Here is a 19503-nt window from a genome sequence, read left to right as displayed (position 1 = left end):
TAGTCTTGCCCGCAGCCATTTCGACAATATATGACTACAGTGGTCATATCGGAGGTCGCGATGCGGGAAATCCAGCTCAAGGATGCGAAGGCGACGCTGTCGGCGGTGGTCGATCAGGCGGTCCGGGGAACCCCGTCGATCATTACGCGCCATGGCCGCAAGGATGCGGTCATCCTGTCGTTCGAGGACTATGAGCGGCTCGCACGCGCACCGAGCTTCGGGCGCCTGCTCGCGGCCTTTCCGGGCGATGCGGAGGACATTCCCGCTCGAAGCGGAGAGCTGCGCTCGCCCGTCGATCTCTGATGTTCCTGGTCGACACCAATGTGATCTCGGCGCTCGCCCCCTCGAAGCGAGCGGACGCGAAAGACCTGGCCATCTGGCTCGATCAGGCGAGCCCACATCTCTTTCTGTCGGTCATCACCGCCGCCGAGGTGGCGGCGGGTGTCGCAAAAGCCGAGCGGGAAGGCGCCAGCGCCAAGGCACGTTCGCTCCGCGAATGGTGGCAGGCGGTCGAACACTTCTATGGGGAGAAAGTCCTGCCGTTCGATCTGCGCTGCGCGCATCTCGCTGGAGACTTGCTGGATCGGGCGCGGGCGCATCGTCCTGGTTTCGAGGACATCGCCATCGCCGCGACGGCGCAGGCGCACGGCCTGACCGTGCTGACCCGAAACCTCCGGCATTTCGCGCCCTTGGGCGTTTCCGTGCTCGACCCGTTTCAGGGGCTGCCGCCGCTGCCGGAAACGAGATAAGAAGCCAGCGCTTCAGTTCGTCGGGTCCTCATGTCGCACAACACTTTCGGCCATCTCTTCCGCGTCACCACCTTCGGCGAGAGCCATGGGCCTGCGATCGGCTGCGTCGTCGATGGCTGCCCGCCGCTGATCCCGTTGAGCGAGGCCGAGATCCAGCGCGACCTCGACAAGCGCCGGCCCGGCCAGTCGCGCTATACGACGCAGCGTCAGGAGCCGGACCAGGTCCGTATCGTCTCCGGCGTCTTCGCGCGCGAGAGCGATGGCGAGCAGGTCACGACGGGAACCTCGATCGGGCTGATGATCGACAATGTCGACCAGCGCTCGAAGGACTATTCCGAGATCAAGGACAAGTACCGGCCCGGCCATGCCGATTTCACCTATGACGTGAAATACGGCATCCGCGACTATCGCGGCGGCGGCCGCTCCTCGGCGCGCGAGACGGCGATGCGGGTCGCGGCCGGGGCGATCGCCCGCAAGGTCGTGCCGGGCATGGTGGTGCGCGGCGCGCTCGTGCAGATGGGCCCGCACAAGATCGACCGCGGCAACTGGGACTGGGACGAGGTCGGCAACAACCCGTTCTTCTGCCCGGACGCCAAGGCGGCCGAGCGCTTCGCCGACTATCTCGACGGCATCCGCAAGTCCGGCTCCTCGATCGGGGCGGTGCTCGAGGTCGTCGCCGAGGGCGTGCCGGCGGGGCTGGGCGCGCCGATCTACGGCAAGCTCGACGCCGAGATCGCCGCGGCGCTGATGAGCATCAACGCGGTCAAGGGTGTCGAGATCGGCGACGGTTTCGGCGCGGCCGAGCTCTCCGGCGAGGAGAATGCCGACGAGATGCGCGCCGGCAATGACGGCAAGCCGCTGTTCCTGTCGAACCATGCCGGCGGCATCCTGGGCGGCATCTCGACCGGCCAGCCGATCGTGGCGCGCTTCGCGGTCAAGCCGACCTCGTCGATCCTCTCGCCCCGCGCCACGGTGAACCGCACCGGCGGCGAGACCGAGATGTTCACCAAGGGCCGGCACGACCCCTGCGTCGGCATCCGCGCCGTGCCGGTCGGCGAGGCGATGGTCGCTTGCGTTCTTGCCGACCAGTTCTTGCGCCATCGCGCGCAGGTCGGCGTGATCGAGCCGCGCTGGCCGTTCGAGGGGTGACCACAGGCGTCATTCTCGGGCTTGCCCCGCGGCTGTCCGGCTCAACCCGACTGTGTGCCGGAAAACTCAAGGGATCTCGACTCTTTCAGTCAGCGACACCGGACGGACATGCGCGGAAGCCCTCTCCCGGAACGGGGGAGGGTTTGGGAGGGAGCAGAGCCGGACTGGCCGGATGTTGCGCCGGCCCCCTCTCCATCTCTCCCCCGTTCCGGGAGAGAGAGCCTGTCGCGGCTCTCCAACCCTCCAAGGATAGAGGCTCCAACGCCTGCGTTCAGTGAACCGGACAGCCATGGGCTTGACCCGAGAATCTCGTGACGAGATGCCTCTGGTTTCCGAGATGGTCGGATCAAGCCTGACCATGACGGCTTGGAATAGTCATTTCAGTATCACTAAAAAATCTTACGCTCTTCATTGCGAATGAAGTGGAGCCGTACTAACTTGGCGTCATGAAGCTCGACGTCTGGCTCCAGCAAACCAAGACCGCCCGCAGCGCCTTCGCGCGGCAGGTCGGCCTGTCGCCTGCCAGCGTCACGGCGCTCTGCAACGATCCCACTGCCTGGATTTCGCGCGAGAGTGCCGAGCGCATCACCGCCGCGACCGGCGGCGCCGTCACCCCCAACGACTTCCTGGGCCTGCAGGGCCCGCGCGAGGCTGCCATGACCGCAAGCAATGTCGCCGAGACCGTCGAAGCCTTCGCGCGCGGCGAGATCGTCATCGTTACCGATGACGACGACCGCGAGAACGAGGGCGATCTGATCGTCGCCGCCTCGCTCTGCACGCCGGAGAAGATGGCCTTCATCATCCGCAACACCTGCGGCATCGTCTGCGCGCCGCTGACGGCGGGCGAGGCGCGCCGTTTGCGGCTCGACCCGATGGTCTCCTCCAATGATGCTCCGCTCGGCACCGCCTTCACCATCACCGTCGACGTCAAGCATGGGCTGACCACCGGCATCTCGGCCGAGCAGCGCACCAATACGGTGCGTGCGCTCGCCAATGGCAATATGGGCGCCGCCGATTTCGTCCGGCCCGGCCATGTCTTTCCGCTGATCGCCAAGGATGGCGGCGTGCTGATGCGCTCGGGCCATACCGAGGCCGCCGTCGATCTCTGCAAGCTCGCCGAGCTGCCGCCTGTCGGCGTGATCTGCGAGCTTGCCAATGATGACGGCACGGTGATGAAGGGCCCGCAGATCACCGCCTTCGCCCAGAAGCACAATCTCAAGCAGATCACCGTCGCCGACCTCATCGCCTATCGCCAGGCGCGCGAGAAGCTGGTCGAGCGGGTGCACTCCTTCCCGGTCAAGACCGAGTTCGGCGAGATGACCGGCCATGTCTATGTGACGCCGTTCGACGACACCCAGCATTTCGCCTTCGTCATGGGCAAGCTCGGCGACGGCGAGAAGGTCCCGGCTCGGCTGCACCGCGCCAGTGTCGTCGCCGACGTGCTCGGCGGGGCGTCCTCGATCCAGTGCGTGCTGCGCCGCTTCCAGCAGGAGGGCAAGGGCGTGCTGGTCTATCTGCGCGACGGCTCGGCCGGCGTGCCGATCAAGAGCGTCGAGGGCGAGGAAGGCTCGGATGCGCTGCGCTCGCAGCAATGGCGCGAGGTCGGCCTCGGCGCCCAGATCCTGCGCGATCTCGGCGTCGCCTCGATCGTCAACCTGGCCTCCTCGACTCGCGCCTTCGTCGGTCTCTCCGGCTTCGGCATCGAGATCGCCGAGACCGCGCCGTTGGAGTGAGCGGCCATAACTCAGCCCTCATCCTGAGGAGCGCCGCAGGCACGCCTCGAAGGATGATCCAGAGGGCGCCATCTTCGCGAGCTGGAGCATCCTTCGAGACGCAGGCTCCCGCCTGCTCCTCAGGATGAGGGCTGCGGGATTCACCCCCGCATCAGCGCCATGACATGGGCGGCGGTCGATTTCGACAGGCCTTCGAGGTCGTAGCCGCCTTCCAGGATCGAGACGATGCGACCGGCGGCATGGCGGTCGGCGATCTCCATCAATTTCTGTGTCGCCCAGGCGAAATCAGGCTCCTTCAGGTTGATGTTGGCGAGCGGGTCGCGCCAATGCGCGTCGAAGCCGGCCGAGATGATCACGAGATCGGGCCGGAAATCCGCGAGCCGGGGCAGGATCGCGCTCTCGAAAGCGTCGCGGAAAGCGTCGCTGCCGTCGCCGGCCCTGAGTGCCGCGTTGACGATGGTGCCATGCTCGCCGCGCTCGGACGGGGCGCCGGTGCCCGGATAGAGCGGCATCTCATGGGTCGAGGCATAGAGCACGCTGGCATCGCCCCAGAAGATCTCCTGTGTGCCGTTGCCGTGATGGACGTCCCAGTCGACGATGGCGACGCGCTCGGCGCCATGAACCCGCTGCGCATGGCGGGCGGCGATGGCGGCGTTGTTGAAGAAACAGAAGCCCATTGCCTTTTCGCTCTCGGCATGGTGGCCGGGAGGGCGCATGGCGCTGAAGGCGTTGTCGACGCGCCCGGACATCACCTCGTCGACGGCATGGACGGCGCCGCCGACGCCGTGCAGCACCGCGGAGAGCGTGCCTGGCGACATGATGGTGTCTGCGTCGATCTGGACGAGGCCTTGCTGCGGCGCCGCTTCGGAAATCGCCTGCGCATAGGCGGCCGGGTGGCAGAGCTCGACCTGGGCAAGCGTGCCTTCCGGAGCCTCGACGCGCTGCAGGAGCGCGAAACGCTCGTCTTCCAGGGCCTGCTCGACAGCTCGAATCCGGTCGGCGCGCTCGGGATGACCCTGCGGCGTGGCATGGCGCAGGCTGGACGGGTGGCTGATCAGGAGCGTCGTCACAGGAAGGTCTCCGAAGTCAAGGAACAGGCCGAACCGGGTAGGCCGCAAGCGTGACCATATTGTCACTGCACCGCAGCAAGACGCCAGAGCAGCGCTGGAACTTCATTGCCTGAAATACGTTTGCGCCGTAAGACCGGGTCGTGTTCGACCCGGGCCGTGCCTTGTCGGGTCACCGTTTTTTAACGAAGCATTCATCATAACGAGCATCGTCTCGATGCCGGCGGTGGAACCCATGAAGCAGACTTTCGTTGTGGTGCTCGGCTTGTCGGTGCTTCTTGGCGCCTGCCAGTACAAGACGGTTCATGCCCCATCGCTCTCGGCACGCGATGCCGAATACATGGCGCTCGTCCCGAATTTCGAGACGCAGATCACGCATCTGCCTTACGAGATCAACGATCCGACCGGCGAAGAGCCCGGCACGATCGTGGTCGATACGACCGAGAAGTACCTTTACTTCGTGCTGCCGAACAAGAAGGCGATCCGCTACGGCGTCGCCACCGGCGACGAGGCCTTCGGCTGGACCGGCACCGCGGTGATGCAGCGCAAGGCCGAGTGGCCGCGCTGGACGCCGCCGGCCGAGATGATCGCGCGCTGGCCGCATCTGGCGCCGCGCGCCGGCGGCATGGAGGGCGGGCCGGAGAACCCGCTCGGCGCCCGCGCGCTCTATCTCTACCAGAACGGCAAGGACACGCTTTATCGCATCCACGGCACCAATGAGCCGGAGACGATTGGCCGCTCGGCCTCGTCCGGCTGCATCCGGATGCGCAATATCGATGCGATCGACCTCTACAACCGCGCCCAGGTCGGCGGGAAGGTCATCGTTCGCTAAGGGCGTCGTCGCTTCACCGTCATTGCGAGCCCCCGGGTCCTGCCTTCGGCAGGTCCGAGGACAGGCTCCGCGAAGCAATCCAGTGCGGCAGAGCGAGCCCTTCTGGATTGCTTCGTCGCTTTGCTCCTCGCAATGACGGGGGCGTTCACCCCAATTCGATCAGCACGATCTCCGGCGGCGCGCCCAGCCGGATCGGCAGCTTGCTGGTGCCGAGCCCGGCCGAGACGACGAGGTCGCGGCCGTTCTCCTGGACATGGCCATAGGCATAGCGGTTGCCGTAGTGCGACGGCACGATCGGCGACCAGCCGAACAGCCTGACCTGCCCGCCATGGGTGTGGCCTGACAGGGTGAGGTCGACCCTGTCAGGGACTTCGGCGAAGATGTCGGGCTCGTGCGCCATCAGAATCAGCGGCGCGTCGTCCTCGACCATGGCGAGCGTGGTGGGGAGGTCATCGACGCCATAGCGGAACCCGCGTGGGCGGCGGCGCAGCACGAATGCTTCCTGATCCCCCAGCCCGGCGATCCAGAGCGGTCCGGCTCTGGTCTCGAGCCTGACCGCCCGGTTCTCCAGCACGGGAATACCGACGGCCTCGAGCGCAATGGTGGACTGGGTCGGCCCCTTGAGCTCCCGCTGCGCGCGCTCGTCCTGCCACCAGTCATGATTGCCGAGGACGGCGAAGCGCCCGGCCGGTGCCCGCAGCCGGGCGAGCTCGGCCGCCCATTCCGCTGGTGCCGGGTCACCGGAACGGCGAGTGCGGCTGGCGACGAAATCGCCGACCAGCAGGGTAAGGTCCGGTTGCAGCGCGTTGGTCTGGTCGACGATCTCGCGGACGCGCGCGACCGGCATATGCGGGCCGCCGACATGCAGGTCCGTGAGCACGGCGAGGCGCAGCTTCCGCCCCTCCGGCCAGCGGGTGGGCTTCAGCCTGTAGCGGGTCACGCCCTGATGGGTCGGCTCCCAAGCATAGGCATAACCGCCGAGCCCGACGCTGGACAGAAAAAGACCGGCGAGAGTCTGCAGGACTCTGCGCCGGTCAAGCATTTTGGGTCTCAGTCGGAGGTCGTCGTATCAATCTTCGAAACCGTTGCGCAGGAGCGCCGGAACGTCCCTGTGCTGCGAGGTCAACGCGGCCGGGGTCCAGCGGGTTCCCGCGACAATGGCAGGAATCGCGATCGGACGGAAGCGCGATGCATAGGCCTCCCGGGCGCTGGCATCATGGAAGCTGGCGGAACGGTGCGCGGGGTGGCGCGGCTTATGCGTAGACATGATCCTCGGTTTCCGGTTGTGGGCGCCGACGGTTCCTGGGCCGTCAGCACCATCAATGTCGCTGCCGATCGGGTCGGGCCGGCGGCGGCATTTTGAATTTGTTGTGACGTTTTCATCGTCACACCGAGGCCTTGGTCAGCTTTGGCACAGTTTCGCAGGGGTGGCTGAAATCAGCGTTGGCCACTTTCTTCCGTCATGGTCGGGCTTGTCCCGACCATCCACGTCTTCCTTAATTGCATGCGGTGCCCAAGACGTGGATGCTCGCCACAAGGGCGAGCATGACGTCGTGGTTCCAGAGTGCGCCTTCAGCCCGCGAGCAGGCCTTCGGCCTTGACCCAGTCTAGCGTCTTGGCGAGTGCCCGCTCGTAGCGGTCGAACATCTCGCCGATCTCGGCCTCGGTGATCACCAGCGGCGGGCAGAAGGCGACGCGGTCGCCGCCCATGGCGCGCAGGATCACGCCTTCATCCTGGGCGAAGGAGACCGACTTGGCGGCGACGGCCTTCTTGGCCTCGAACTGCGCCTTGCTCGCCTTGTCCTTGACGAGCTCTACGCCGCCGATCAGGCCGACGCCACGGGCTTCGCCGACGAGCGGGTGCTCGGCGAGCTTGCCGAGACGCTGCAGGAAGGTCGGCGCGACCTTGCGGACATGCTCGATGATCTTGTCGCGCTGGTAGATTTCCAGCGTCTTGACCGCGACCGCGCAGCCGACCGGGTGGCCGGCATAGGTGTTGCCGTGGCCGAAGGTGCCGATCTTCCGGCTCTGGTCGACGAGCACCTCATAGACCGGCTCGTTGATCAGCACGGCGCTGAGCGGGAAATAGGCCGAGGTCAGCGCCTTGGCGCAGGACAGCGTGTCGGCCTTCATCTTGTAGGTGGTCGTGCCGAACATCTCGCCGGTGCGGCCGAAGCCGGTGATGACCTCGTCGGCGATGAACAGGATGTCGTATTTCGCTAGAACGGCGTTGATCGCCTCGAAATAGCCCTCCGGCGGCGTGACCGCACCGCCGGCGCCCATCACGGGCTCGGCGATGAAGGCGGCGACCGTGTCCGGCCCCTCGCGCTGGATCATCTCGTCGAGCTCGGCGGCTAGGCGCGCCGAGAAATCGAGCTCGCTCTCGCCGGGCTGCGCGAAGCGATAATGGTGCGGGCTGGAGGTGTGCAGGATTCCGGGGAGCGGCAGGTCGAAATCGGTGTGGTTGGCCGGCAGGCCGGTCAGCGAGGCCGAGGCGACGGTGACGCCGTGATAGCCCTTCAGCCGTGAGATGATCTTCTTCTTCTTCGGGCGGCCGAGCGCATTGTTCATGTACCAGACCAGCTTGACCTGGGTGTCGTTCGCATCCGAGCCGGAGGCGCCATAAAACACTTTTGAGATCGGCACCGGCGCGATCTCCTTCAGCTTCTCGGCCAGCTCGATCGCCGGGTCGTGGCTGCGGCCGGAGAAGATGTGGGTGAAGGGCAGCTTCTTCAGCTGCTCATAGGCGACGTCGCAGAGCTCCTCGTTGGAATAGCCGAGCGAGGTGCACCAGAGCCCGGCCATGCCCTCGATATAGTCCTTGCCGGAGACGTCGTAGACATAGACGCCCTTGCCGCGCTCCAGCACCAGCGGGCCGACCTCGCGATGCACCGCCAGATTGGTATAGGGGTGGACGAGGGTCTCGATGTCGCGGACGGCGAGGTTGGTCAGCATTTCCGGCTCCCGATGCTTATGCGTCGTTTATGCGAGCATAGACCGCGCCCTGCGCAAGCGCTGAGCGATTTTCCTGCAGGACGGGGCAGAGTCTGGCGCGGGGCGGGGCTTGTGCGTCGGAATCTTGAGACGACCTCCAACCCGCAGCCCTCATCCTGAGGGACGATCGCAGATCGCGTCTCGAAGGATGCTCAAGATGGTCCCGGAGCCCCATGGAGCATCCTTCGCGACGCAACCTGAAGGCTGCCCTCGGGATGAGGGCTGAAAAAGGCAACATCGCACCTGGAACGATTCCAATCATGGCTTGCCAGCTACAACGGCGATGCGCATGGTGCCGCGCGTTTTTGAAGAGGCCTTCATGATCGATCCCGCCCGCATGGTGAACCAGCCGGCGCCCGGCCGCGACTGCGGCAGCTGTACGCTGTGCTGCAAGGTCTACGACGTGCCGGCGGTGGAGAGCGTCGCCGGCAGCTGGTGCAAGCACTGCCTGCCGGGGCGGGGCTGCGGCATCCACGCGACCCGACCGGACCATTGCCGCGCCTTCTTCTGCCTGTGGATGACGCAGGGCTTCCTCGGCCCGGAATGGAAGCCGGACAAGGCGCGCTTCGTTCTGACCATGGATCCGGCGACCAACTGGCTCTTCGTCCAGCTCGACCCCGGCGTGCCGCAGGCCTGGCGCAAGGAACCCTATCTCACCCAGCTGCGCCGCTGGGCCGCCGCCGGCAGCCGCCCGGTCATCGTCTTCCTCAACAAGTCAGCGACGGCGGTCATGCCCGATCACGACGTGCCGCTCGGCTTGATCGCCGCCGACGAGCGGCTGGTGCTGCGCGAGGAACTGGCCGGTGGCCGGCCGCGGGTGACCGTGGCGAAGGTCAAGGCCGCGGCGTGAGCGCGCCGGACCGGCCGATGCTGCATCACCTGTCGCTGGGGGTGGCCGATATCGAGCGCGCGATCGCATTCTACGATGCGGTGCTGGCGCCGCTCGGCTATGTCCGGGTCTGGAGCGACCTTCGGCCCGGCGAGAGCAATCAGGCGGTCGGCTACGGCGTTGCGGGTGGCGGTGACGCGCTGGCTCTGAAGCATCGCCCGGACGGGCAGCGGCCGCCGGGGCCGGGCTTCCATGTGGCTTTCGCCGCGCCCGATCGGCAGGCCGTCGACGCATTCCATCGCGCCGCGCTCCGGCAGGGCGGCCGCGACAATGGCGCTCCGGGCGTGCGGGCGCACTATGGCCCGCATTACTATGCCGCCTTCGTCATCGATCCCGACGGTCACAATATCGAGGCCGTGTTCAACGCGGCGACATGATCAGCCCTGAGCAGGAGCTTCCCTTGAGCAAGCGGGCGCGCGATTACGGCCTGGTCTGCGGCACGCTGCCGGCGGGGCCGCTCAATGCGATCACCGACGTATCGGGCGTCGCCGTCGGCCACCGCACGATCCGCGAGGGCGATATCCGCACCGGCTTCACCGCGGTGCTGCCCCATGGCGGCGATCTCTTCCGCGAGAAGGTCAGGGCCGGCGTCGATGTCATCAACGGCTTTGGCAAGAGCGCCGGGCTGATGCAGCTCGCCGAACTCGGCCAGATCGAGACGCCGCTCCTGCTCGGCAACACCTTCTCGGTCGCGACGGGGGTCGAGGCCTTGGTCGGCCGGGCGCTCGCCGGCAATCCGGAGATCGGCCGCAGCACCGGGACCGTTAATTCGCTCGTGCTCGAATGCAATGACGGCTTCCTCTCCGATATCAGGGCGCGCCGCCTGACCGTTTCCGATGCGGAAGCGGCGCTCGATGCTGCCAGCGGCGGGCCGGTCGAGGAGGGTGCGGTCGGCGCCGGCACCGGCATGAGCGCCTTCGGCTTCAAGGGCGGCATCGGCACGGCCTCACGCCTGATCGAGCTCGATGGCCGCAGCTTCACTGTCGGCGTGCTGGTGCAGGCGAATTTCGGCAATGCCGGCGATCTCGTCCTGCCAGACGGGCGCCGTCCGCTGCCGCCGGCTGCGAACCCGGTCCAGCCGCCGGAGCGCGGCTCGGTGATCATCATCCTGGCGACCGACCTGCCATTGGAGAGCCGGCAGCTTACCCGCATAGCCCGGCGCTGCGGCGCCGGTCTGGCGCGGCTCGGCGCCTTCTGGGGCAATGGCAGCGGCGACATCGCCATCGCGTTCTCGACCGCGGGCCGGATCGCGCATCACGAGCAGGCCGATCTCGTCCCGCTCGCCGTGCTCAACGAGAACCGGATCGATCTGCCCTTCCGTGCCGCCGCCGAAGCGACGCAGGAGGCGGTGCTGAACGCGATGCTGGCCGCGCCGGAGATGATCGGGCGCGACGGCAACCGCCGGCCGTCGCTGGCAGACTGGCTGAACGGCTAGGACGCAGCGACCGGTGGCACGCGATAGCCGCCGCCCAATCTCTCCAGCATCGCCCCGACCGCGATCGCCGTCCGGTCCTCGCCGAGGGGGGCGATGATCTGGACGCCGGTCGGCAGTCCGGCCCGCGACAGCCCGACCGGCGCGCTCAGCGAAGGCAGGTCGGAGCCGGTGGCAAGGCTCGCCCAGCACAGGAAGTCGAGATAGGGTCGCTCGACGCCGTCGATGTCGAGCCGGCGGGCGTGGAAATCGGGCAGATGGTCGTGCTTCTGCGCCGCAACCGGGGCGGGCGGGCAGAGCAGCACGTCCCAGTTCTGGAAGAAGCGAGCCCATTGTCGCTTCAGGGCGAGGCGGCGCTGATGGAGCTGCTGATAGAGGCCGGGCGTCATCCTCGCGCCGCGGGCCTGCAGCGCCTGATGCGAGAGGTCGCCGGGCGCGAATTTCGCCGCCTGCGCCTGGATGCGGGCGCGCACTTTCGGCGGCAAGCCATAGGCGACGACGGCGTGGTTCAAGAGCGCATAGACCTCATAGGCTTCGCTGAAGCGGAAGCCGGGGCGCGCCGTCTCGTCGACGATCGCGCCGGCTTCGGCGAGACGCCGGCCGGCTTCGCGTACGGTATCCGAGACCTCCTTCGTCACCAGTGCGAACGGCTCCTGCGCCCAGATCGCGACGCGCAGGCCCTTCGCCTCGGTCTTGCGCGGAGCGGGCAGGGCGGCGCCCACGACATTCGGATCGCGCGGGCCCATGAGCACCGGCAGGATCAGGTCGAGGTCCTCGGTCGCACGCGTTATCGGGCCGGCGACGACGAGGTCGGCATTGCGCAAGGTGCGCCGCTCCGGCGGCGGCGGGATCAGGCCCCAGGTCGAGACCAGGCCCCAGCTGGTCTTGAGGCCGAAGACGCCGCAGGCCTGCGCCGGCCAGCGGATCGAGGAGCCGAGATCGGAGCCGAGTTCGAAGGCGCTCATGCCGGTGGCGACGGCGACCGCCGCCCCGCCCGAGGAGCCGCCGGGCGAGTAGTCGGGATTCCACGGGTTGTTGGTCACGCCATGCGCCGGGTTGTAGCTCTGGAAATCGCCGGAGAAGACCGGAACCATGGTCTTGCCGAGGATGACCGCGCCGGCGGCGCGCAGGCGGGCGACGGCGGCGGCGTCCTCCTGCGGGATGCGTTCCTTATAGGCCGGCAGGCCGCCGGAGGAGGGCAGGCCGGCGACGTCGAAGGCGTCCTTGATCGTGATCGGCAGGCCTTCGAGCGGGCGGGCTTGCCCAGTGGCGATGTGCCGATCCGACTCAGCTGCCATCGCCCGCGCGGCCTCGCGATCCTGCGCGACGATGGCGTTGAGCGACGGATTCAGCGCGTCGATGCGGGCGAAGGTCGCTTCGAGCAGTTCCGTGGCGCTGAAGCGTCTGGCGAGCAGATCGGAGCGCAGGCTGATGGCGGAGGCGGTGAGGTCGATCGAGCCCATCGGGAGGTCCGGCGGAGGGGACTCAAGTCGTAGAGCATTGCGGCAGGCGGCGGAACCGCACCCGTCATGGTCGGGCTTGTCCCGACTATCCACGTCTTTCCGGACGCAATGCGGTGTTCAAGACGTGGATGCTCGCCACAAGGGCGAGCATGACGGTGTGGATGATATCGCCTTAGCTGCGCTACCCCGCCTTCCGCCGTTCCACTGTCCGCAGGAACGCCTCGCCGTCCTTCACCCCAAGCTCATAGGCGAAGCGGATGCCCTCCCAGTTGCGGATGGTGAACTGGCTGACCGGGATCACCTGCGAGGGGCGGACATAGGTGCGGTTCTGAACCTGCGGCACCTCGGCGAAGGGGCGGGTCAGCAGCACCAGCGTCTGCTCGCCGGCCGCCTCCATCTCGGCGAGCGCCCAGGCCGGGGCGCTGTCGACCAGGCCACCATCGAGCGCGGCACGGGCGCCGATATTCCCCGCCGGCATGAAGGGCGGCACGGCGGCGCTCGCCATCAGCGCGTCGACCAATTGCTCGGGATCGGCGCAGTCGGCGATGCGGATGAGATCGGGCCGGAAGCCGAGTTTCCGGCCGACGGTCGGATGCACCGGTCGGCGGAAGCGCTTCTCCAACTGGTAGGCGCCGATGCCGATCGTGGTGATGACGGGCAGCGGCCAGAAGCGCGGCGGCCGCGAGATCGCGATCAGGAAATCGGCCTGGGCTTTCAGCGCCGCCAGCCGCTCCGGCGTGAACAGGGTCGCGAGCATGCCGCGATACATCTCTGCCACCGGAAAGAGCCGGCCGCCGCGGCGAAAGGCGGCCCAGTCGACCTCGGACGTCCTGCCGGTGCAGGCTTCGCGCAGCATTTCGCGCACGGCTGGGCCGAGCCCAAGCGCATTGTAGAGCATCGCCCCGGCCCCAGCGCTGGCGCCGACGATGCGGCGTGGCTTCAGGCCGATCTCAGGCGCGACGGTCTCGTAGAAGCCGCCTTGCCAGTAGCAGCGATTGCCGCCGCCGGCATAAGCCAGACCGGCGAACATCAGGGCGTGTCGAGAGCGCGGGCGCGCTCGCGCCAGGCCAGGACCAGCCGGTCGAGCTCGGCGAGGTCCTCCGTCGGCAGCTTGCCGAGCGTCTGGGCGACATAGTCGCGCTGCGTCGCCATGCCGGCCTCGGCGAGTCGGCGGCCCTCCGGTGTCAGGTGCATGGCATAAGAGCGTCGGTCGCCGACGATGGCGCGGCGCTCGACCAGGCCCGCCTGGACCAGCCGGTCGACCAGGCCGGAGACATTGCCCTTGGTGACATAGAGTCGTTCGGCGAGCTCGCTCTGGCTGATGCCCTCGCGCTCGGTCAGGGTCGACAGCAGGTCGAATTGCGGGATGGAAAGGCCGAGCTCGCGGATACGCGCGGTCATCTGGCCGAGCATGCGCTGGTGCAGGCGCATGAAGCGGAACCAGACGCGGTCGGGCTCGACGGGTTCCGGGGCGGGGATTGGGCGCGGCACTGACAAGGCGTTCATCCCTAGATCGTTTACTTGTAAACTAACTCATCTCCAAGTCGGAGGCGAGGGCTTTCGCCACGAGCCGTCCGCTGGCTATGCTGCCAAAAAGCGAGGCAGGACGACAGGGAGAAACGCATGCTCGGGCTGATGCAGAATTGGCCGCTGCTGATCCACCGGATCATTGACCACGCGGCGATCCAGCATGGCACGCGTGAGGTCGTCTCCCGCAGTGTCGAAGGGCCGTTCCGCCGCACGACCTATGCCGAGATCCGCCAGAGCGCCCTCAGGATCGGCAAGCGCCTGACGCGCGAGGGCATCCGTCTCGGCGACCGGGTCGCGACGCTGGCCTGGAACACCGACAGGCATCTTGCGCTCTGGTACGGCATCAGCGGCATCGGCGCGATCACCCACACCGTCAATCCGCGGCTCTTTCCCGAGCAGATCGCCCAGCTGATCAACCATGCCGAGGATCGTCTGCTCTTCCTCGACCTGACCTTCGTTGGGCTGGTCGAGGGCCTGCAGGACAAGTTGCCATCGGTCGAGCGCTACATCGTCCTGACCGACGCCGCGCATATGCCTGAGACCTCGCTCCGGAACGCCGTCGCTTACGAGGACTGGCTCGCGCAGGCCGATGCCGATTTCGCCTGGGGAGAGTTCGACGAGAACACCGCCGCGGGACTCTGCTACACCTCCGGCACGACTGGCGGGCCCAAGGGCGTGCTCTATTCGCACCGCTCCAATGTGCTGCACGCCATGGCCTGCGCCCAGCCGGACTATATGGGCCTGTCGGCGCGGACCGTGGTGATGCCGGTGGTGCCGCTCTTCCACGCCAATAGCTGGTCGCTCGCCTTCTCGGCGCCGATGACCGGGGCCAAGCTGGTCATGCCCGGCATGAAGCTCGACGGCGCCTCGCTGCTCGACTTGCTCAACGGCGAGGGCGTGACGCTGACCGCGGCGGTGCCCACCGTCTGGCTCGGCCTGCTGCAGCATCTGGAGGCGACCGGCGGCAGGCTCGCTACGCTGAAGCGGGTGGTGATCGGCGGCTCGGCCTGCCCGCGGACGATGACCGAGGCCTTTGAAAAGAAATACGGCGTCACCGTCGACCATGCCTGGGGCATGACCGAGATGAGCCCGATCGGCTCGTTCTGCTCGATCAAGCCTGTCTATGACGGGCTCGAAGGCGATGCGCTCTACGACCTCAAGGTCAAGCAGGGCCATCCGCAGTTCGGCGTCGAGTTCCGCCTGACCGACGATGACGGCACGGACCTGCCCTGGGACGGCAAGACCTTCGGGCGCCTGAAGGTGCGCGGGCCGGCGGTCGCCGGCGCCTACTACAAGCACGATCAGCCGATCCTCGACGAGCACGGCTTCTTCGACACCGGCGACGTCGCGACCATCGATCCGCATGGCTACATGCAGGTCACCGATCGCTCCAAGGACGTGATCAAGTCGGGCGGCGAATGGATCTCATCGATCGAGCTCGAAAACCTCGCCATCGGCCATCCCGATGTGGCGGAGGCGGCAGTGATCGGCGTCGCCCATCCGAAATGGGACGAGCGGCCGCTTTTGGTGATCGTGCCCAAGCCCGGCAGGACGCCCGGCCGCGAGGAGATGCTCGCCTTCATGACCGGCAAGGTCGCGAAATGGTGGCTGCCCGATGATGTCGTGCTGGTCGAGGCGATCCCGCACACCGCGACGGGGAAAATCCAGAAGACGGCGCTGCGGGAGATGTTCAAGGAGTATCGGCTGCCGGGGTGAGGGGAAGAGCGGGGGCGGCCGCTCACTCCATGTTCCACCGACGCTTTCCGTTCTCTTTCTCATCCCGCCGGGCGTTTCTCTCTGCGTCTACGGCGCAGACCCGGTTTGGCGATGCGCTCGAAATATCAGCCCATTCCGCTTCAAGCCGGGCAAATCGTTCGTCGGCGAGCGGCGGCGGCGTTATTCCGATACGACGCAATGCAACGAACATCGGTCCGTGCAAATCTCGATCATATCGAGAGTGCGACGTCCATAAAGCTAGCAGGATCGGCTCGGCATTCTCTCGCCCAGCGCTTCCGACACGGCAAAGACCTTCTACTCCGGCTCTGTTGATGGCTGGGCGCAGGGCGGATGGATTGATCAAGTAGGGCAGTGCGTCGGTGCCGAGGTCGCCCAACCGGCGCAAAAGCGGCTCGGCATCCCAAAGCCAGTGCTCGCGGTCGGCCTTCGCGTATATGGCAAGTATTCGGGAGCCAAAGCCGACAAACCGGTCGTGAGGCAGGGTGGCCAGCAATCTCGCCAAGATGCGGCCGCTCTCTCTTGCCCTGTACCGGTCGTTACCGGTGAACGTTGCGGCATGCTCGATGCCCGCCATGATCGCGTCTGCGCGCGATTCCAGCGCGTCCGGGCGGCGCAGAACGAGCTCGATCTGCCAGTCGGAGACCCCGGCGGCAGGATTACGTATCATCGAGTCGATATTGGCGAGTTGGCGACTCAACGTGGCTTCCTCGACCGCCCTGATCTTCGCCAGAACCGGCTCCGGATCGGCGCTGCGTCGCTCCGGAATGGCGACGGGCTTCAAGCCAAGCGCCCTTGCCAGTGTTTCAGTGTCGTGACGATGTCGGGAGCTGCCCGAGATGATCGGCGTGAACCTGTTGCGCGAGAAGCTTGCAGAGCAGCTCCAGCTCGGGGCACTCGAAATGAGCGCGCATCCGATCACGGGCATCGGAAACCAGTTCAATGGAGCCGCGTGGCCGGTCAAAATCTGGAAGTTGCGTCCGTCCGGAGTGGCGATGTTCGCCGTGACGCGCGTGACGGGAAGGCTGCCATCCTGCAGTGTTTCCTGCCGGCGCGAGACGCGGATCTGAGGAAGGGTCGGTCTCTCAGGCATCGACAACGTGCAGAAGCGCGCTTCCGACTTCGGATAGCCGTTTGGGCGTTCGTCGGAGAAGCCGAAGCAGAATACAGAGGCGGCCATCGTGGCCGGCCCCAACTTCGCGCGGACTGCCTGATCCAGCATTCGGTTGGATAAATAGCCTTCAGGCACATTGGCGTTCACCGAATAGACGATCGGCAGCGCGTAGTTCTGCGTCAGCCAAGGCCCATCTCCCGATCCATCGTTGCCTTCAAGAACGAGAGCCTGGCGCTCTGAATCGAAGTCCACGGCCACCTGTGCATTGGCGGAAACGTACGAGGCCGAAAGCTTGCGAAGCATGAGGTGTTCTTGAGCCGCGACGATCCAATAGCCGCCGTAGAACAAGGCGGGGACGATGAGCCACCAGCGGGAAACTCGCCCAGTTGCGGCTTCGGCTGCGATGCCTATCGATCCAGCGTTCACCAAGAACACCGACCAGAACGGCGCCATAAAAACCATCAGATAGATGCCGGGGATCGGCATCGCCTGGAGGGCAAAGGCGATTCCGGTCGCCACAAAGAAGACCAGCGAGAATGGAAATACGCGACGCATCATTCGACGTTACAGGCGTTGCCTAAAGAAAGCGTCGCAGTTGTTCCTGGATTCGAGGGCTATTGCCGGCGCCGGTGATCGCCGGTCCCCAAATGTCCGTAGCGACTCGAAAGGCACCCATGCGTGGGCCGCGGGCGATGGGTATTGAAGCCAAGCCGTCCGCCGCGGTTATCTAGGTTCCGGCAAATCAGCAAGGAGCCCACATGGCCAAGGACTTCGCCGGCAAACGCGTGATCGTGATGGGGGGCAGCCGCGGCATCGGGCGCTCGATTGCGCTGGGCTTCTCAGCGCAAGGGGCGTCGGTTTCGATCTGTGCACGGGGGCCAGGGCCGCTCGATGCGACGCGGCAGGAGATCGAGGCTCTCGGCGTAACCGCTCACGCAGCCAGCGTCGACCTCGCCGATGCCAAGGCGATCGAGGCCTATGTGCCCGAGGCGGTCAAGGCGCTTGGAGGCCTGGATATCCTCGTCAACAACGCTTCCGGCTTCGGCCATTCGGATGACGAGGAAGGCTGGGCCGCCTCGCTCAATGTCGACATGATGGCGATCGTCCGCGGCAGCCATGCGGCGATCCCGCATCTGAAGCCGGGCTCGTCGATCGTGAACATCTCCTCGATCTCAGCCTTGCGAGCGTCATCGCGTTCGGCGCCCTACGGCGCCATCAAGGCGGCCGTGATGCACTACACCGCCAGCCAGGCGAAGATGCTGGCGAAGCAGGGCATAAGGGTGAACGGTGTCGCCCCCGGTTCGATCGAGTTCCCCGGCGGGACATGGGAGGATCGGAAGACCTCGAATCCCGAACTCTATCGCTCGACCCTGGCCAGCATTGCCTTCGGCCGGATGGGCAAGCCGGAGGAGGTTGCGCAGGTCGTGCTCTTCCTTGCGTCCGACAAGGCGAGCTGGGTCACCGCCCAGACCATCGTGGTCGATGGTGGGCAGTTGGTAGGACCCTGATTCCGGTTCATCAAAGCGCCCACAGCGATTGACGATGCGAAAGCCGAGGCCCACACCGACCGAGCGTCCCCAATAGGCCGAGCCGAGGAGCGCGCATGGAATTCCTCCTGGTCCTGGCGTTCCTCGCTCTGTTCAGCCTGAGCGCGCTGGCGGGGCTGGCGCTGCGCAAGCGCCTGCACGAGCGCCATCTGACCAGCGAGAACATGGAGTCGATCAGGCTGGTGACCGGGCTGATGGTCACCTTCGCCGCGCTGATCCTCAGCTTGCAATTGTCGACGGCGCGGACGCACTACGACCTCACCAGCGCCCATCGCTCGGCCTATGCCGCGCGCCTCGCCAATCTCGACCAATGCCTGCGCGTGTTCAGGGCGGCGGCCGAGCCGACCCGGCTGAAGCTTCGGCAGTACACCGCCGCGGTGATCGCGAGCACCTGGCCGCGCGAGACAGCGCCCGAGGTCGCGGGCATGCCCGATCCGCGCGGCATGGCGGTGCGCGGCGAGGACAGCGGCCTCACCCGCTTGATGAACGCGATCGGCGCCGAGGTCGACGGGCTCGAGACCGCCGGGCTCGAACATTCGGCGGCCCGTTGCCGCGCCGCCTATGCGGCCGTCTCGGCAGCGAGATGGAACGTCATCGAGGATGCGAACACGGCCTCGGGCGGATTCTTCGTCGGCATCGTCAGCTTCTGGCTCAGCCTGGTGTTCCTGAGCTTCGGCCTGCAGATCCCGCGCCGCGCGCTCAGCGCCGCCGTACTGGCGATCGGGGTGCTCTCGGTCTCCAGCATCATGTTCGTGATCGTCGATCTCAGCCTGCCCTATGAGGGCGTGTTTCACGTCTCCAGCGCGGCGATGCGCGATGCGCTCGCCGACATGGTGCGGTAGGGCGCAAGGCCGGTACTTCGCGCGCGACTGCAACCTCGCCGGCTTGCGCCGTGAGGCTCTGAAAGGCGAGCGCGATCCCAAAGGGGTGCGCGGGGTCCAGTCGCGGCGGCCTTCCGCCGCCATGTCGAATGTCGATGTCGAGATGTCGAAGCGGCCGATGCTTGCCGCTGCCGAACCCCGCGCGCGGTTCTCTTCCGGTGCCTCGTCGTGCCATCGGGTCGGGCAGACCCGGCTTCGCCCGGCGAGGCCCCTCCGCCATTCCAGCCCGCGACGGCTGTTCAAGGCGGACACCGCTCTCCCGCCCGGCCGCACGATGCCTCGCGACAGCCCCTTGGTCGGACGGGACGGGGGGAGAATACGACAGGTTTCGAAGGCGGGGATTGATTGGGGAATTATCCCCGCGGAGGCGGGTCGCTTCAACCGTCATC

The 19503-nt window shown here is 66.6% G+C and carries 18 protein-coding genes; 11 read left to right on the top strand and 7 right to left on the bottom strand.

The genetic code is table 11. The annotated features are described in order from the left end of the window. Nucleotides 1-60 precede the first annotated feature (60 nt). The 4 genes from BMZ69_RS06700 to ribB all read left to right on the top strand — a co-directional run bounded on the left by BMZ69_RS06700 (nucleotide 61) and on the right by ribB (nucleotide 3631). A complete protein-coding gene (locus tag BMZ69_RS06700) occupies nucleotides 61-303 on the top strand; it encodes a type II toxin-antitoxin system Phd/YefM family antitoxin (RefSeq protein WP_092155778.1) in 243 nt (80 codons plus the stop codon). After that, on the top strand, nucleotides 303-749 hold the full coding sequence (locus BMZ69_RS06695; RefSeq protein ID WP_092155777.1) for a type II toxin-antitoxin system VapC family toxin: 447 nt from the start codon (nucleotides 303-305) through the stop codon (nucleotides 747-749). Before BMZ69_RS06700 ends, BMZ69_RS06695 begins: the two co-directional genes overlap by 1 nt. 30 nt (nucleotides 750-779) lie before the next feature. Next, the gene (gene aroC, locus BMZ69_RS06690; protein ID WP_092155776.1) at nucleotides 780-1898 is read left to right on the top strand and encodes a chorismate synthase; all 1119 of its coding nucleotides are present in this window, start codon (nucleotides 780-782) and stop codon (nucleotides 1896-1898) included. A gap of 446 nt (nucleotides 1899-2344) precedes the next feature. After that, nucleotides 2345-3631 carry a 3,4-dihydroxy-2-butanone-4-phosphate synthase gene (gene ribB / locus BMZ69_RS06685; protein ID WP_092155775.1) on the top strand — a complete coding sequence of 429 codons (1287 nt, stop codon included), beginning with the start codon at nucleotides 2345-2347 and terminating at the stop codon, nucleotides 3629-3631. Between the two features lie 140 nt (nucleotides 3632-3771). Here the strand turns inward: ribB and BMZ69_RS06680 are convergent, their stop codons facing one another. Next, on the bottom strand, nucleotides 3772-4701 hold the full coding sequence (locus tag BMZ69_RS06680) for a histone deacetylase family protein (protein WP_092155774.1): 930 nt from the start codon (nucleotides 4699-4701) through the stop codon (nucleotides 3772-3774). 232 nt (nucleotides 4702-4933) lie between these two features. Here BMZ69_RS06680 and BMZ69_RS06675 point away from each other — a divergent pair, with 232 nt between their 5' ends. Further along, nucleotides 4934-5530, top strand: coding sequence for a L,D-transpeptidase (locus tag BMZ69_RS06675; protein WP_092155853.1), 597 nt, complete (start codon nucleotides 4934-4936; stop codon nucleotides 5528-5530). A gap of 145 nt (nucleotides 5531-5675) precedes the next feature. Here the strand turns inward: BMZ69_RS06675 and BMZ69_RS06670 are convergent, their stop codons facing one another. Both BMZ69_RS06670 and BMZ69_RS06665 read right to left on the bottom strand, forming a co-directional pair. Further along, nucleotides 5676-6572 (bottom strand): metallophosphoesterase, encoded by an 897-nt coding sequence (locus tag BMZ69_RS06670; protein WP_092155773.1) that lies wholly within the window; start codon nucleotides 6570-6572, stop codon nucleotides 5676-5678. 530 nt (nucleotides 6573-7102) lie between these two features. Further along, nucleotides 7103-8485, bottom strand: coding sequence for an aminotransferase (locus BMZ69_RS06665; protein WP_092155772.1), 1383 nt, complete (start codon nucleotides 8483-8485; stop codon nucleotides 7103-7105). A 358-nt stretch (nucleotides 8486-8843) separates the two neighbouring features. Here BMZ69_RS06665 and BMZ69_RS06660 point away from each other — a divergent pair, with 358 nt between their 5' ends. From BMZ69_RS06660 to BMZ69_RS06650, 3 genes are read left to right on the top strand one after another with little or no spacing between them, the layout of a single operon-like run. After that, nucleotides 8844-9374 carry a hypothetical protein gene (locus BMZ69_RS06660; RefSeq protein WP_092155852.1) on the top strand — a complete coding sequence of 177 codons (531 nt, stop codon included), beginning with the start codon at nucleotides 8844-8846 and terminating at the stop codon, nucleotides 9372-9374. Nucleotides 9375-9391: 17 nt separating this feature from the next. Further along, nucleotides 9392-9790: a VOC family protein gene (locus BMZ69_RS06655; protein ID WP_092155851.1), complete on the top strand. Its 399-nt coding sequence runs from the start codon at nucleotides 9392-9394 to the stop codon at nucleotides 9788-9790. A 23-nt stretch (nucleotides 9791-9813) separates the two neighbouring features. Next, nucleotides 9814-10848: a DmpA family aminopeptidase gene (locus BMZ69_RS06650; protein WP_092155850.1), complete on the top strand. Its 1035-nt coding sequence runs from the start codon at nucleotides 9814-9816 to the stop codon at nucleotides 10846-10848. Here the strand turns inward: BMZ69_RS06650 and BMZ69_RS06645 are convergent. The 3 genes from BMZ69_RS06645 to BMZ69_RS06635 all read right to left on the bottom strand — a co-directional run bounded on the left by BMZ69_RS06645 (nucleotide 10845) and on the right by BMZ69_RS06635 (nucleotide 13814). Next, on the bottom strand, nucleotides 10845-12308 hold the full coding sequence (locus BMZ69_RS06645; RefSeq protein ID WP_092155771.1) for an amidase family protein: 1464 nt from the start codon (nucleotides 12306-12308) through the stop codon (nucleotides 10845-10847). The genes BMZ69_RS06650 and BMZ69_RS06645 overlap by 4 nt on opposite strands. Nucleotides 12309-12489: 181 nt before the next feature. Next, nucleotides 12490-13338, bottom strand: a complete 849-nt coding sequence (locus BMZ69_RS06640; RefSeq protein ID WP_092155770.1) for a patatin-like phospholipase family protein — start codon at nucleotides 13336-13338, stop codon at nucleotides 12490-12492. Beyond that, nucleotides 13338-13814, bottom strand: coding sequence for a MarR family winged helix-turn-helix transcriptional regulator (locus BMZ69_RS06635; RefSeq protein WP_092155769.1), 477 nt, complete (start codon nucleotides 13812-13814; stop codon nucleotides 13338-13340). The genes BMZ69_RS06640 and BMZ69_RS06635 overlap by 1 nt, the downstream gene beginning before the upstream one ends. Nucleotides 13815-13931: 117 nt before the next feature. Between BMZ69_RS06635 and BMZ69_RS06630 the strand changes: the two genes are divergently transcribed. Beyond that, on the top strand, nucleotides 13932-15554 hold the full coding sequence (locus BMZ69_RS06630; protein WP_092155768.1) for a long-chain-fatty-acid--CoA ligase: 1623 nt from the start codon (nucleotides 13932-13934) through the stop codon (nucleotides 15552-15554). A gap of 22 nt (nucleotides 15555-15576) precedes the next feature. On the opposite strand, the gene BMZ69_RS06625 is transcribed toward BMZ69_RS06630, so the two are convergent. Then, a complete protein-coding gene (locus tag BMZ69_RS06625) occupies nucleotides 15577-17241 on the bottom strand; it encodes a hypothetical protein (protein ID WP_092155849.1) in 1665 nt (554 codons plus the stop codon). 203 nt (nucleotides 17242-17444) lie between these two features. Between BMZ69_RS06625 and BMZ69_RS06620 the strand changes: the two genes are divergently transcribed. After that, nucleotides 17445-18194 carry an SDR family NAD(P)-dependent oxidoreductase gene (locus tag BMZ69_RS06620; RefSeq protein WP_092155767.1) on the top strand — a complete coding sequence of 250 codons (750 nt, stop codon included), beginning with the start codon at nucleotides 17445-17447 and terminating at the stop codon, nucleotides 18192-18194. A gap of 95 nt (nucleotides 18195-18289) precedes the next feature. Next, nucleotides 18290-19075, top strand: a complete 786-nt coding sequence (locus tag BMZ69_RS06615) for a bestrophin-like domain (RefSeq protein ID WP_092155766.1) — start codon at nucleotides 18290-18292, stop codon at nucleotides 19073-19075. Nucleotides 19076-19503: the final 428 nt, after the last annotated feature.

The organism is Allobosea sp. CRIB-10 (genome assembly GCF_900112185.1).
Classification (GTDB): domain Bacteria; phylum Pseudomonadota; class Alphaproteobacteria; order Rhizobiales; family Beijerinckiaceae; genus Allobosea.
The sequence above is the reverse complement of the archived record's forward strand: the minus strand, read 5'-3'. Positions and strand labels throughout refer to the sequence as shown.

Coding starts and splice junctions, on each gene's coding strand:
- BMZ69_RS06615 (WP_092155766.1), top strand. CDS start 18,290: ATGGAATTCCTCCTGGTCCTGGCGTTCCTCGCTCTGTTCAGCCTGAGC.
- BMZ69_RS06630 (WP_092155768.1), top strand. CDS start 13,932: ATGCTCGGGCTGATGCAGAATTGGCCGCTGCTGATCCACCGGATCATT.
- ribB (WP_092155775.1), top strand. CDS start 2,345: ATGAAGCTCGACGTCTGGCTCCAGCAAACCAAGACCGCCCGCAGCGCC.
- BMZ69_RS06655 (WP_092155851.1), top strand. CDS start 9,392: ATGCTGCATCACCTGTCGCTGGGGGTGGCCGATATCGAGCGCGCGATC.
- BMZ69_RS06645 (WP_092155771.1), bottom strand. CDS start 12,308: ATGGGCTCGATCGACCTCACCGCCTCCGCCATCAGCCTGCGCTCCGAT.
- BMZ69_RS06695 (WP_092155777.1), top strand. CDS start 303: ATGTTCCTGGTCGACACCAATGTGATCTCGGCGCTCGCCCCCTCGAAG.
- aroC (WP_092155776.1), top strand. CDS start 780: ATGTCGCACAACACTTTCGGCCATCTCTTCCGCGTCACCACCTTCGGC.
- BMZ69_RS06640 (WP_092155770.1), bottom strand. CDS start 13,338: ATGTTCGCCGGTCTGGCTTATGCCGGCGGCGGCAATCGCTGCTACTGG.
- BMZ69_RS06675 (WP_092155853.1), top strand. CDS start 4,934: ATGAAGCAGACTTTCGTTGTGGTGCTCGGCTTGTCGGTGCTTCTTGGC.
- BMZ69_RS06620 (WP_092155767.1), top strand. CDS start 17,445: ATGGCCAAGGACTTCGCCGGCAAACGCGTGATCGTGATGGGGGGCAGC.
- BMZ69_RS06670 (WP_092155773.1), bottom strand. CDS start 6,572: ATGCTTGACCGGCGCAGAGTCCTGCAGACTCTCGCCGGTCTTTTTCTG.
- BMZ69_RS06665 (WP_092155772.1), bottom strand. CDS start 8,485: ATGCTGACCAACCTCGCCGTCCGCGACATCGAGACCCTCGTCCACCCC.
- BMZ69_RS06700 (WP_092155778.1), top strand. CDS start 61: ATGCGGGAAATCCAGCTCAAGGATGCGAAGGCGACGCTGTCGGCGGTG.
- BMZ69_RS06635 (WP_092155769.1), bottom strand. CDS start 13,814: ATGAACGCCTTGTCAGTGCCGCGCCCAATCCCCGCCCCGGAACCCGTC.
- BMZ69_RS06660 (WP_092155852.1), top strand. CDS start 8,844: ATGATCGATCCCGCCCGCATGGTGAACCAGCCGGCGCCCGGCCGCGAC.
- BMZ69_RS06625 (WP_092155849.1), bottom strand. CDS start 17,241: ATGCGTCGCGTATTTCCATTCTCGCTGGTCTTCTTTGTGGCGACCGGA.